Here is a 12,825-nt window from a genome sequence, read left to right as displayed (position 1 = left end):
TCGTTTTTCGTTATGAATTATGTGTGTTTTGGCACAGCTATTGAAAACTGTTGCTAAAACCTATAAATAAATTATCATGAAAAAAACGATACTCTTTACGACAATTATGGTTTTTTTAATTGCATGCGGAGGTGTTAAAAAAACTCAGGAGGCCATTAATACCGGAAATTATTCCGCCGCCATAAACAAGGCTATAAAAAATCTTGCAGACAATAAAACCAAAAAAGGCAACCAACCTTATGTATTACTTCTCGAAGAAGCATTCAAAAAGTATACGCAAAGGGAATTGGAAAATATTGCATATTTAAAGAAAGAAGGCAACCCTGCTAATTACAATGACATATTCAACGGCTACAGTCGCTTGAAAAATATTCAGGAGCGTATAAAGCCCCTTTTACCTTTGCAGGTATACGATGAAGGCAGAAATGCCAGATTCTCATTTACCAATTACGACAATGAAATACTTGTTGCAAAGGACAATTTATCTGATTATTTGTACAATAGCGCTTCAGAACTATTGCAAAATGCAAAATATAAAGAGGACTTCAGAAATGCTTACAGGGATTTTGAATATTTGAATGAATTAAGTCCGGGATATGCCGATAGCCGTGAAAAAATGGATGAGGCTTATAGCAAAGGTTTAGACTTTGTTAAAGTAAATATGATTAATGATACCGAACAAATAGTACCGGCGCGTCTGGAGGAAGAACTATTGAATTTTAATACTTATGGGCTAAACGACCAATGGACACAATATCATACGAATCCGCTTGAGGAGGTCAACTATGATTATGAAATGCAGGTAGCCTTCAGGGCCATTAACATCTCCCCGGAACAAATCCAGGAAAAACAGATTATTAAGGAAAAGCAGATTAAAGATGGTGTTGAAGTACTTATTGATCAAGATGGCCGGGTGGTAAAAGATAGTCTGGGAAACGAAATAAAGGTTGACAGGTTCAGGACAGTGAGCTGTAATTTCTATCAGTTTACTCAGCTTAAATCTGCACAAGTTACGGGTAATGTAAGCTATATAGATTTGCAAAGGAAACAACAGCTTAACTCATACCCTATTAGCAGTGAATTTGTATTTGAGCATGTCTATGCAAATTACAATGGTGATAAAAGAGCACTCGACAATGATCTTGTTCCACTATTAAATAGGGTTGCAGTGCCATTTCCCTCTAACGAACAAATGGTCTACGATGCAGGTGAAGATTTAAAATCAAGACTGAAGGACATCGTTGTGAGACACAAATTTAATTAAAATCCAAACCCCGAAATTTCGGGGTTTTTTTATATATATCTCGATAGATTTAGCGACATAATTCCTCCATGAGATTGGTTAGCTACCGCGCTGCGATTTTTTACAATTAATACTTGCGGGGATTGGTGGTGTACCTGAAATTTATTTGCAACTTCATTTGAGACTTCCCTGTGCCTGTGCAAATCCAAAAAATACAAATCAGCCTGATTACCCTCAAGGAAATATGAATTCTTAAAGGATCTTAGAACCATACTGCTAATTCCGCATGAAGTAGAGTGTTTAAAAATAATCTGAGGCTTTTTGGAAGAGTTTTGTTCTATCTCATCCAACTGTTCCACAGTTGTTAATTGTATCCAATTCAATTGAGTTTGCGGTACTTCAGTATTTTCGTTTTTACTACTAAATAAGTTATTGAATATTCCCATTTTTCTTTGAAAACTAATTAGTCGGATTAATTTTATTTCCATACAAACTGCCGAAATGTCCTGTAAACAGGTGGTTTTTCAGACATTTTGTCCGTTTATTCTCCATGGTAGGATTGTTGTCCTATACAATTCAAAATTAAACATTAACTCGAAAAGATATATATAATGAATATTAATAATTTTACCATAAAATCCCAGGAGGCCATACAGCAGGCGCAAATGATTGCGCAGGGCATGGAGAATCCACAAATTGAAAATGAACATATTTACAAGGCAATTGCTGAGATTGATGAGAATGTTCTCCCTTTTATCCTAAAAAAATTAAATGTTAATATTTCTCTTGTAAATCAAATCCTTGAAAAGGATCTGGAAAGCTTACCAAAGGTCTCAGGCGGAGAAATTATGTTTTCTAAAGAAGCAGGGAAAACATTGAATGAAGCCAACTTAATTGCTAAAAAGATGGAGGACGAATATGTTTCGATCGAACATATGTTAATAGCTCTTTTTAAATCTAACAGCAAAATATCAAGGATATTAAAAGATCAGGGTATACAGGAAAAAGGTCTTCTGGCAGCCATAGGCGAATTGCGCAAAGGAGGTAAAGTTACTTCTCAAAGTGCTGAAGAAACATACAATTCATTGAACAAATATGCCAGAAACCTAAATGACCTGGCGGATAAAGGTAAACTGGACCCCGTTATAGGGCGGGATGAAGAAATCAGAAGGATACTTCAGATTCTTTCCCGTAGGACCAAGAATAACCCAATGCTGGTTGGAGAACCCGGTACAGGTAAGACAGCAATAGCAGAAGGACTGGCACATAGAATAGTTCAGGGAGATATCCCGGAAAATTTGAAAGATAAAGTTATTTATTCTCTGGATATGGGAGCACTCATAGCAGGTGCAAAATACAAAGGGGAATTTGAAGAACGTCTTAAATCAGTGATTAAAGAGGTTACCGGTTCAGATGGAAATATTGTGCTGTTTATTGATGAAATACATACCCTTGTGGGCGCCGGTGGTGGACAAGGTGCCATGGATGCGGCAAATATCCTAAAACCCGCATTGGCCAGAGGAGATCTGCGAGCTATAGGTGCTACAACATTAGATGAATACCAAAAATACTTTGAAAAGGATAAAGCACTGGAACGCAGGTTTCAGAAAGTGACAGTAAACGAGCCCGACACTGAAAGCGCCATTTCAATTTTACGGGGAATTAAAGAAAAATATGAGGCGCACCATAAAGTACGAATTATGGACGAAGCTGTAATTTCGGCAGTAGAATTATCCCAGCGCTATATTACCAATAGGTTTTTACCAGACAAAGCCATTGACTTAATGGATGAGGCTGCCTCTAAACTTCGTATGGAGATAAATTCCAAACCCGAAGAACTGGATGTGCTCGATAGAAAGATAATGCAATTAGAGATTGAGATAGAAGCTATCAAAAGAGAAGATGATAAAGCCAAATTGAAATTACTTAATGTTGATCTCGCTAATCTCAAAGAGGAAAGAAATGAAATTTTTGCAAAGTGGGAAAGCGAAAAAACAGTAATAGAGAATATCCAAAAAACAAAGCTGGATATTGAAAATTTTAAACAGGAGGCAGAAAGAGCGGAGCGCAATGGTGACTATGGAAAAGTAGCAGAATTGCGTTATGGAAAAATAAAAGAAGCCAATGAAAAATTAGAATCTCTTCAAAAAGACCTAAGTGAGGAGCAGAAAAAAGGAACCCTTATAAAAGAAGAAGTGACTACCGAAGATATTGCGGAGGTTGTTGCCAAATGGACCGGTATTCCGGTAACCAAGATGCTGCAAAGTGAACGTGAAAAACTTTTAAATCTTGAAGACGTATTACACAAACGTGTCGTTGGCCAGGATGAGGCTATTCAGGCCGTATCAGATGCCATCAGAAGAAGCAGGGCCGGCTTGCAGGATGCAAAACGTCCCATAGGCTCATTCTTGTTCCTCGGTACTACAGGAGTAGGAAAAACGGAACTTGCAAAAACATTGGCTGCTTACCTGTTTGATGATGAAAATGCACTAACCAGAATTGATATGAGTGAATATCAGGAGCGTCATTCAGTTAGCAGATTGGTTGGGGCTCCTCCCGGATATATTGGTTATGATGAAGGTGGTCAGCTTACTGAGGCAGTTCGGCGTAAACCTTATTCTGTAATACTTTTGGATGAGATCGAAAAAGCGCATCCCGACACATTTAATATCTTATTGCAGGTGCTTGATGAAGGAAGGCTTACAGATAACAAAGGAAGAGTAGCCGATTTCAAAAATACCATTATCATAATGACCAGTAATATGGGTAGCCATATCATACAGGAGAAATTTGAAGTTTTAGATGACATTTATTCAGCAATGGAATCTGCAAGAGTTGAGGTTCTTGGACTTCTTAGGAAGACCATTCGCCCAGAATTCCTTAACAGGATAGATGATATTATAATGTTTACCCCCCTTAATAAGGAGGATATAAGGCTAATTGTTCAACTACAACTTGAACAGCTTAAGAAAATGCTTTTAAAACAACATATCACTATTGACGCCACAGAAGAAGCTGTCTCTCACCTTGCCGAACGTGGCTATGATCCGCAATATGGGGCCAGGCCAATAAAAAGGGTCATTCAAAAAGAAGTGTTGAACAATCTCTCAAAAGAATTACTCAGTGGGAAAGTCAAGGCGGATAGTATTGTACTAATAGATTCCTTTAATGACAACCTTGTGTTTAGAAACCAAAGTGAATTAGTAGAATAATTATATAAACATTTTATAAAGTACCCTTCCGGTTTACATCGATAAGGGTACTTTTTTTTATGAATTAAAATACCATGCAGTATATAGATTTTTTATCTTCGTAAAAAAATCAATTCCTATGCCAACCAAAGCTGAGAGAACCACTGCATACATAATTGAAACTGTAGCTCCTATTTTCAATAAACATGGCTATGTGGGAACCAGCATGAATGACCTCACTGAAGCTACCGGTCTTACCAAAGGCGCCCTATATGGTAATTTTGAAAATAAAGAAGCCCTTGCACTTTCCGCTTTTCAATTTAACAGCACTTTGCTTTTAAATGCCATTGATGATAAGTTGAATACCGAAGGCACAGCGCTGCAAAAATTATTTTCCCTTACTGATTTTTATCGCCATTATGATGTTTTCACTGCAAGTATGGGCGGCTGCCCTGTCTTAAATGTTGGTGTAGATGCGAATAACAACAACGCTCTACTAAAATCAGCGGCTAATGAAACAATACGTACCATCGAAGGGAAAATTGCTTTGGTTTTAGAAAATGGAGTGAAGAATAATGAGATTAAACTACCTGTTACGCCTCTGCAATTTGCCAAACAGTTATACACAATGATTCAGGGAGCCATTGCCATGGCCACCATAACCAGTGACAGAAAATATCTGATTAATACAATTGCCTACCTGGATGTTCTGGTTAAAAAAGAAATTAAAAAATAGAAGCTTCTTACTTGCCTAAGACTCTGTAAATCCAGGTTTTTCCTTCATAACGACCACCATATTTAGAATCCCTGGCTTCTCTTGCTTCCTGCATGGAATCATATCTATTCAAATACACGTAATTGTACTTATTCTTAGCCCTGTAGAAAGATTTTGGCTGCAATCCTTCATCCGTCAATTTCTTCATAAAGGCTTCATAGTATCTCTTGGTACCAAATACATTTGCTATTAAATAAAAGCCCGGTTCCAAACCATCACTTGCAGCTACTTCCTCATATACTTCGCCTTTTTTCAATTCCACCACTTCTATTTCGGCTTTTTCTTTTTCCTGTGCTTTATTAATAGAATCCTGCATTTTCTGTTCCTTGAGCCTATTGACTTCTGCCAGAACTTCTGCCTGTTTAACAGTATTTAATGAATCTATCCTCCTTTTCTCTTGCTGCTCTTTTAAAACAGCAATCGCCACTGCTTCTTCAGCTTTTATGATAGAATCCTTTCTCTTTTGTTCGGCCAGGGCTCTTTCTCTGGCTAATTCAATTTGTCTGTTCAGCGCTGCAATAGAATCTTTGCTTTTCTGATTCTGTAGTTGCTCCAATGCTAATAATTCTGCTGCTTTAACGGCGGCTAAAGAGTCATTTTTTCTTTGGATTTCCAATAATTCTAATTCCTCTTTTATTCGTTCTTCTTCTTCTAATATTTGCTCATCCTTAGCCGGCTCCTCTTCAAGTTCATCTTCTGTTGTAAGCTCTTCAACTTCAAATACTTGTTTGCCAAAACTAAAGGCAGTAACGATTTCAATACTCGGATCCTCGCCCTTAAGTTCGCTGCTTGTGCCAAATTCAACCAAAGCCCCAATAGATAGCTTTTTAAAAAAGTGCCCCCCTATTCCCGTAGAAATACCATAAAAGCTATTATATCCTGCCTGAGCCCAGAATTTTGTAGTAGAAAACAAAGTATTAAATCCTATTTGATTGTCAAAATCGGGCAAACGCTTGTAGTAAAGCGTAGGTCTGATATAAGAGTTGGAGGTATCGCCCAAAACTGTTATTGGGAAGTCATAGCTTGCCAGACCCATATATATTAAACCCGAAGCACTGGCTTTGCCCTCATTAGTTGTAAAGTTTCTATCTACCAGATTCTCCATAGCGATCCCAAAACTGAATGCATCTAATTGAAGTCTGATAGCCGGTGCCATCTGAAGAATAAAATTACTTTTTTCTTCGAACTGAGGAAAATCAAAATCCGGGTCCAAAATAAACTCCCTGGCAAGTTCTCGTTGATAGCCAATTACATTAAGTCCAAGAGATATTTGGGTTGAAGCATTCAATACGAAATTATATGCATAATTTAACACTCCCCCTTTATTTACAAATACTCCAGTATTATGCTGCAGGAAACCTCCACCAATGGCAGATTCCTCATTTAATTTACGGGTATAATTAAAAAAGAAGGTTGTGGGATTGGCATCCAGCGTTTGCCATTGCCATCTTGTCCATAACGCAACCGACTGCGGGTTATTCCTGTCTAATGAAAATACCGGACTTAATAAACTACTATTATACTCAGTAAGGTTGTGCTGTCTGTAATCATATGGTAATTCCGCCTGCTGAGATTTCACAGAAAACACGGATAAAATCGTTAAAAGAAACAGGATTCTATTCAACATAACAATAGAAAAAACCAAGGGTTAACATACTAATTTCGCTGAATTTCAGTTAAATTAGAGCATATATTGAAATTATTCAAACCAATCCAGGATGAAAATAGTTAAACTTCTAATCTTTGCCCTTTTATTAACAGGCCAAATCTCATGCAAAGATGATCAAAAATTATCAGATGCCTATGTTGAGCCGGCTGTTTCTACTTATTATTTCATAAGACACGCAGAAAAGATCAGAAGTGATTCAGAAGACATCGATCCTGAACTTAGCCAAAAAGGACTTGGCCGGGCTATGCACTGGGCAGAAATACTTAACGACGTTGATCTTGATGCAATTTATTCTACAGATTATGAGCGAACAACCATGACTGCTGCTCCCACTTCTGTTAAAAAAGATATAACGGTCCAATATTATGACCCATCTACTATTGATATCGAGCAATTTAAGATAGATAATTTGGGTAAAAAAGTACTTGTTGTCGGACATAGCAATTCCACACCTGATTTTGTAAATAAAATGCTTGGGGAAGAGAAATATGAAGCTATGGATGACTATGACAATGGCAGCCTGTTCATCGTGCAGGTAACCGGAAAAAATGTAACTTCCAATCGTCTTCGTTTTAATTGCAACTGTGCGGATTAACACTAATATCTTCCAAACGGATAGTAGACAAAAGCTCTAATTTTTTTAATTTAAAAAGAGCTTCCAGCTCATATACAGAAATATTTTCTGATGCTTTATAATTGTAATAATCAACAAACCGAATCCCATTTATAATGCGTTCGTTGAACGCTTTACGAAATCTGGCTCCGCCACCATCAGTATTAAATTGATATGCTAAGTAATCTGGCTTAAATGTCTCTTTATTAATCCAGTATATATAAATATCTTCAAAATCCTCACCTCCGCCTTTTTTATCAAAGGTAACCTCCACTTTATAGTACTGACCATCTCCTATTTGGGTTTCACCCAGAAGCTTTTTATTAACAGCAGGATCATTTAAACCGTATGGGAGATACGCAAAATAATGAACAGAATTAATTGAATTTGAATATTTAGCAGCCATGGAATCGGCCACATTAACCAGGTCCCCGTTAATGTATCTTTCAAAGCTATTGTGCTTTAAGATATCCAAAATGATGGTTGAATCTTTTTTAATAATTCGTTTTAATATTTTTCTCCCATTTACGTTTTCCAATTCATACCTAATACCCCTCAAAGCGAAGGATATATCACAGGCTTTGTACAGATTACCCCCCGATACTTCTATAGACTTATCGACGATATCTTGCACTGCCGGATTAGTTGCGCTGTTATCCTTGCAACCAACCGCTACAAAAAAGATAAGTATGAATATTAACCTCAACATAGTTACGTTTTTAGAGTAATCGCAAAAATCATACTTTCATTACACTTTTCACAGAAATAAATTCAATTTCCAATATATCGTACTCTGGTATTTGTTCTTACTTTTGTTTCTTATGCAGAAAGCAATAAATATAAAAAACAAAAAAGCCCGTTTCGAATATGAATTCCTGGATTCCTATATAGCAGGAATTGTGCTTACAGGGTCTGAAATAAAATCTATACGCCTTGGAAAAGCGTCTATTACAGAAAGTTTTTGTGAATTTAATGAACAGGGAGAACTTTTTGTAATAAACATGCAAGTCGATGAATATTCTCATGCTACGCACTTCAGCCACAAACCTAAGGCCGCACGAAAACTACTGTTAAAAAAGCAAGAATTAAAAAAACTGGAAAAAGAAGTAAAAAATACCGGGCTGACTATTGTTCCCATAAACCTATTTGTAAATGATAAAGGATTGGCAAAACTTAAAATTGTTCTGGCAAAGGGAAAGAAATTATACGACAAACGGGAGAGCATTAGAGATAGGGACAATAAAAGAAATCTGGATCGGCTAAAAAAGAATTTTAATAATTAAGCACATTAGGACCAAAAAAGGCTGGGCGAATTAATCAATTTTTATCTTCTAAAAGTGGAACAAATCGAAAGGAGCCAAATTCCTGTCGTTCAAATTCCTTCTCTGAGTTTCTAATTATACGAGTCATGATCTGGTCATCAAGGCCAACAGGGATAATCAATTTACCCCCAATTTTCAATTGAGATAAAAGCACTTTGGGAATTTCAGGAGCTCCGGCAGTTACAATAATACCTTCAAATGGAGCCTCCTCAGGAAGGCCCTTATATCCGTCACCAAAAATAAATTTTTTGGGTCGGTAACCCATTTTCTTAAAGAACAAAGATGTTTTTTTAAATAATTCTAACTGTCGTTCTATCGTAAAAACTCTGGCTTTCAATTTCAGCAGTACAGCAGTCTGGTAACCACTCCCCGTTCCTATTTCCAGTATTTTATCTCCGGGGTTCAGCTCTAACAATTCTGTTTGGAAGGCCACGGTATATGGTTGTGATATGGTTTGCTCAGCAGCAATTGGAAAGGCTTTGTCCTGGTATGCGTGATCTTCAAAACTACTATCCATAAATAAGTGTCTTGGCACTGCCCTAATAGCATCCAGAACCTTTTTATCTTTTATATCTTTGGAAGCAATAATTTCTACAAGTTTATTGCGCATTCCTTTATGTTTGAAAGTATCTTTCAAGGGTTTGATTTTGTGTCGCTAAAATTAGAAAATCCAATTGGAACTATGGCTATATTCCATGGGATACATTAGCTTAATTTAGAATTAATCTCCTTATTTTTGAGGAAACTCAAATTTATGCTCAAAGTTGGCGTATTAGGCGCAGGTCATTTAGGAAAAATTCATTTGCGCCTTCTGAATGAATCTCCTGAATATAATTTAATTGGATTTTTCGACCCAGATTCAAAAAACAGTGAAAAGGTTGCTGCGGAATTCGGCTATTCCTATTTTGAAAATATCGATTCCTTAATGGATGAAGTAGATGTCGTTGACATTGTAACACCCACCTTATCGCATTATGAATGTGCTAAGAAAGCAATGGAGAAAGGAAAGCATGTTTTTATTGAAAAACCAATTACCAACACCCTGCAGGAGGCCGAGGAACTTTTGAAAATTGAACAAGCGAATAAGGTGAAAGGACAGGTAGGGCATGTAGAACGCTTTAACCCGGCATTTTCGGCGGTAAAGAACAATATTGAGAACCCTATGTTCATTGAAACCCACCGGCTGGCCGAATTCAACCCCAGAGGAACTGATGTTCCTGTAGTATTAGATTTAATGATTCACGATATAGATGTAATTCTCAGTGTGGTTAAGTCCGAAGTAAAAAAAATAAATGCGAGTGGGGTCTCAGTTATCAGCAAATCCCCGGATATTGCCAATGCCAGAATTGAATTTGAAAATGGTTGTGTTGCCAATCTTACGGCAAGCAGAATCTCATTAAAAAACATGAGGAAATCCAGGTTTTTTCAACGCGATGCCTATATATCCGTTGATTTTCTGGAAAAGCAGGTCGAAGTTGTAAAAATGAAAGACGCCCCTGAAATACCGGGAGAATTTGACATGGTCCTTCAGAATGCAGAAGGAGAAAAAAAACAAATTTATTTTGAGAATCCTGAAATTCTAAATAATAACGCCATCCGGGATGAACTTGAAACCTTTGCATGGGCCATAAACACTAACAACACTCCGGTAGTAACTCTAAAACAAGGCACTCAGGCTCTCAATGTAGCTTTACAGATAATTTCATCTTTCAAAAACTAATAGTATTGGAACCAAAATTGAATAACAGAATTCTCACTCCTCAATCCGCTTAAAATGATAACAACAATTGCAGTAATAGGAGCAGGAACTATGGGTAACGGAATTGCCCATGTCTTTGCACAAAACGGATACAAAGTACATTTGATTGACATCTCGCAGGAAGCACTGGATAAAGGGATCCTAACGATATCCAAAAACCTGGACAGGATGTTGGTAAAGAATGTCATTACTGAAAACCTTAAGACTAACACATTAGCGAATATAACCAGCTATTCTTCTCTGCAGGAAGGAGTGAAAGAAGTGGATTTGGTTATTGAAGCGGCAAGTGAGAATGTAGATCTGAAATTGGGAATTTTTAAAGAATTAGACGGTCAATGCAAAGAAAGCACAATTCTGGCGACCAATACTTCTTCCATATCCATAACACAAATTGCAGCGGTTACAAAAAGACCGGACAGGGTAATAGGGATGCACTTTATGAACCCGGTTCCAATAATGAAATTAGTGGAGATTATAAGAGGTTATAGTACAAGCGATAGCGTTACCAAAACCGTGATGGAAATTTCAAGAAAATTAGGCAAAACAGCAACTGAAGTAAATGATTATCCCGGATTTGTAGCAAACAGGATCTTAATGCCCATGATAAATGAAGCTATTGAAACCCTGTACAATAATGTAGCAGGTGTAACAGAGATAGATACGGTAATGAAATTAGGCATGGCACACCCCATGGGACCTTTACAGTTGGCAGATTTCATTGGCCTTGATGTATGCCTTTCAATTCTTAATGTTATGTATAGCGGCTTTAAAAACCCTAAATACGCACCATGTCCGCTTCTTGTTAATATGGTAATGGCAGGTAAAACAGGAGTTAAATCGGGGGAAGGGTTCTATGACTATTCAGAGTCCCGCAAGGCGGAAAAAGTAGCAAAACAATTCGTACACTAAGCCTATGGCAATTATTCAACCATTTAAAGCGGTACGACCCGTAAACGATAAAACCCCATTTGTTGCTTCGCGTTCTTATGAAGAGTATTCAAAAAAAGAATTAGACTGTGTCTTAAACTACAATCCATTTTCTTTTTTGCATATAATAAATCCGGGGTATAGGTTTAATAAAACAGTTTCGGGGATGGAGCGTTTTAAACTTGTGTACAACAGATATTCGGAGTTTTTGGAAGACAAAATCCTGTTAAAGGACAATGAGGAAAGCTTTTATATTTATAAAATTGTAAAAAATGATTTCAATTGCTGCGGAATAATATGTGGAACCAGTACTGAGGATTACAGGAATTCCGTAATTAAAAAACACGAAAACACCATTGAAAGAAGGGAAAAGTTATTTGCGAATTATCTCAATGCCGTAAAGTTTAAAGCAGAACCGGTTTTAATGATTTACCCGGACACCAATGAGGTTGCTTCCCTTGTTGCTTCGGAGATAAAAAATATTCCGGAATGTCATTTCACAACCCCGGACAATGTTACACATACCCTTTGGAAAATATCGGAAAAACGTACATTAAAAAATTTACAAAATGAATTTGCCAAAGTAAATTCTTTATATATAGCAGATGGGCATCACAGAAGTTCTTCTTCCAACCTCCTTTCCCTTAGGGCAAAAAAGGAAAACCCGGGGCATACAGGCCGGGAACCTTATAATTTTATTATGAGTTATTTAATTCCCGAATCTGAGATCAAAATATTTGAATTTAACAGAATGGTGAGCGACCTGAATGGTCATACGCCGGAAGAATTCCTTGTAAAACTAGATAAATTTTATAGAATTAAAAATCTTGGAAATCAATTGTACAGGCCCCACAAGAAGCATCATTTTAGTATGTATCTAAATGGCTCATTTTATTCCTTATACCTAAGAAAAAAAGTTTATCAACATTCTGACGTACTAAATAAATTAGATACTCAAATCTTATACAAGACAATTCTGGAACCTATTCTTAAAATAAAAGATCTAAGAAATGATAAACGAATCCAATACGGCCATGGGAAGCGTAATGTCCTTAAGATGAAAGATGAAATTGATAAAGGGAACTTCGCAGTAGGTTTTGGGTTGGTTCCTTTAAATGTTGAAGAGATAAAGGCAATTGCCGACGCGGGATTGGTTATGCCTCCAAAGAGCACCTATATTGAACCAAAACTCAGAAGTGCACTCGTTATCTACGATTTAGATTCAGCCAAAGGCTAAATATTAAGCCCGTTTATAACCAACATTTTCGGATATGGAATAAACCTAACTCCTTCATTGATCTTAAATTATTTACTAATTTCAAATTA

12 protein-coding genes are annotated in these 12,825 nt (G+C 36.9%); 8 read left to right on the top strand and 4 right to left on the bottom strand.

Annotated features, from left to right (window positions below):
- The first annotated feature begins 76 nt into the window (after positions 1-76).
- The gene (locus tag G504_RS0107250) at positions 77-1,264 is read left to right on the top strand and encodes a hypothetical protein (protein WP_026348450.1); all 1,188 of its coding nucleotides are present in this window, start codon (positions 77-79) and stop codon (positions 1,262-1,264) included.
- A 29-nt stretch (positions 1,265-1,293) separates the two neighbouring features.
- Here G504_RS0107250 and ytxJ read toward each other — a convergent pair whose 3' ends face one another.
- On the bottom strand, positions 1,294-1,689 hold the full coding sequence (gene ytxJ, locus G504_RS0107245) for a bacillithiol system redox-active protein YtxJ (protein ID WP_026348449.1): 396 nt from the start codon (positions 1,687-1,689) through the stop codon (positions 1,294-1,296).
- 165 nt (positions 1,690-1,854) lie between these two features.
- On the opposite strand from ytxJ, the gene clpB reads away from it, so the two are divergent.
- Both clpB and G504_RS0107235 read left to right on the top strand, forming a co-directional pair.
- Entirely contained in the window at positions 1,855-4,455 is a 2,601-nt protein-coding gene (gene clpB / locus G504_RS0107240) for an ATP-dependent chaperone ClpB (protein WP_019669489.1), read from the top strand.
- Between the two features lie 118 nt (positions 4,456-4,573).
- The gene (locus G504_RS0107235; protein ID WP_019669488.1) at positions 4,574-5,170 is read left to right on the top strand and encodes a TetR/AcrR family transcriptional regulator; all 597 of its coding nucleotides are present in this window, start codon (positions 4,574-4,576) and stop codon (positions 5,168-5,170) included.
- A gap of 7 nt (positions 5,171-5,177) precedes the next feature.
- On the opposite strand, the gene G504_RS0107230 is transcribed toward G504_RS0107235, so the two are convergent.
- Positions 5,178-6,836, bottom strand: a complete 1,659-nt coding sequence (locus tag G504_RS0107230; RefSeq protein WP_083930711.1) for a PorP/SprF family type IX secretion system membrane protein — start codon at positions 6,834-6,836, stop codon at positions 5,178-5,180.
- A 91-nt stretch (positions 6,837-6,927) separates the two neighbouring features.
- Here G504_RS0107230 and G504_RS0107225 point away from each other — a divergent pair, with 91 nt between their 5' ends.
- A complete protein-coding gene (locus G504_RS0107225) occupies positions 6,928-7,473 on the top strand; it encodes a SixA phosphatase family protein (protein ID WP_019669486.1) in 546 nt (181 codons plus the stop codon).
- On the opposite strand, the gene G504_RS0107220 is transcribed toward G504_RS0107225, so the two are convergent.
- Positions 7,451-8,200 (bottom strand): DUF6503 family protein, encoded by a 750-nt coding sequence (locus G504_RS0107220; protein WP_019669485.1) that lies wholly within the window; start codon positions 8,198-8,200, stop codon positions 7,451-7,453. The two genes, G504_RS0107225 and G504_RS0107220, sit on opposite strands and share 23 nt — an antisense overlap.
- A gap of 112 nt (positions 8,201-8,312) precedes the next feature.
- Between G504_RS0107220 and smpB the strand changes: the two genes are divergently transcribed.
- Positions 8,313-8,774 (top strand): SsrA-binding protein SmpB, encoded by a 462-nt coding sequence (gene smpB, locus G504_RS0107215; RefSeq protein ID WP_019669484.1) that lies wholly within the window; start codon positions 8,313-8,315, stop codon positions 8,772-8,774.
- 34 nt (positions 8,775-8,808) lie between these two features.
- Here the strand turns inward: smpB and G504_RS0107210 are convergent, their stop codons facing one another.
- Positions 8,809-9,450, bottom strand: a complete 642-nt coding sequence (locus G504_RS0107210) for a protein-L-isoaspartate(D-aspartate) O-methyltransferase (protein ID WP_019669483.1) — start codon at positions 9,448-9,450, stop codon at positions 8,809-8,811.
- Positions 9,451-9,567: 117 nt separating this feature from the next.
- Here G504_RS0107210 and G504_RS0107205 point away from each other — a divergent pair, with 117 nt between their 5' ends.
- The 3 genes from G504_RS0107205 to G504_RS0107195 are packed head-to-tail and all read left to right on the top strand — an operon-like array spanning position 9,568 to position 12,736.
- Positions 9,568-10,533: a Gfo/Idh/MocA family protein gene (locus G504_RS0107205; protein WP_019669482.1), complete on the top strand. Its 966-nt coding sequence runs from the start codon at positions 9,568-9,570 to the stop codon at positions 10,531-10,533.
- Positions 10,534-10,590: 57 nt separating this feature from the next.
- Complete coding sequence (locus G504_RS0107200; protein WP_157473184.1) at positions 10,591-11,481, top strand: 3-hydroxyacyl-CoA dehydrogenase family protein; 891 nt, start codon at positions 10,591-10,593, stop codon at positions 11,479-11,481.
- 4 nt (positions 11,482-11,485) lie between these two features.
- Positions 11,486-12,736 carry a DUF1015 domain-containing protein gene (locus tag G504_RS0107195; RefSeq protein WP_019669480.1) on the top strand — a complete coding sequence of 417 codons (1,251 nt, stop codon included), beginning with the start codon at positions 11,486-11,488 and terminating at the stop codon, positions 12,734-12,736.
- The last annotated feature ends 89 nt before the right edge of the window (positions 12,737-12,825 follow it).

Source organism: Eudoraea adriatica DSM 19308 (genome assembly GCF_000382125.1).
GTDB lineage: Bacteria > Bacteroidota > Bacteroidia > Flavobacteriales > Flavobacteriaceae > Eudoraea > Eudoraea adriatica.
Note: the sequence above shows the minus strand (reverse complement) of the source record. Positions and strands in the feature narration are given on the sequence as shown.

Excerpts from the sequence above, each read along its gene's own strand:
- G504_RS0107250 (WP_026348450.1), top strand. The coding sequence starts at position 77 with ATGAAAAAAACGATACTCTTTACGACAATTATGGTTTTTTTAATTGCA.
- ytxJ (WP_026348449.1), bottom strand. The coding sequence starts at position 1,689 with ATGGGAATATTCAATAACTTATTTAGTAGTAAAAACGAAAATACTGAA.
- clpB (WP_019669489.1), top strand. The coding sequence starts at position 1,855 with ATGAATATTAATAATTTTACCATAAAATCCCAGGAGGCCATACAGCAG.
- G504_RS0107235 (WP_019669488.1), top strand. The coding sequence starts at position 4,574 with ATGCCAACCAAAGCTGAGAGAACCACTGCATACATAATTGAAACTGTA.
- G504_RS0107230 (WP_083930711.1), bottom strand. The coding sequence starts at position 6,836 with ATGTTGAATAGAATCCTGTTTCTTTTAACGATTTTATCCGTGTTTTCT.
- G504_RS0107225 (WP_019669486.1), top strand. The coding sequence starts at position 6,928 with ATGAAAATAGTTAAACTTCTAATCTTTGCCCTTTTATTAACAGGCCAA.
- G504_RS0107220 (WP_019669485.1), bottom strand. The coding sequence starts at position 8,200 with ATGTTGAGGTTAATATTCATACTTATCTTTTTTGTAGCGGTTGGTTGC.
- smpB (WP_019669484.1), top strand. The coding sequence starts at position 8,313 with ATGCAGAAAGCAATAAATATAAAAAACAAAAAAGCCCGTTTCGAATAT.
- G504_RS0107205 (WP_019669482.1), top strand. The coding sequence starts at position 9,568 with ATGCTCAAAGTTGGCGTATTAGGCGCAGGTCATTTAGGAAAAATTCAT.
- G504_RS0107195 (WP_019669480.1), top strand. The coding sequence starts at position 11,486 with ATGGCAATTATTCAACCATTTAAAGCGGTACGACCCGTAAACGATAAA.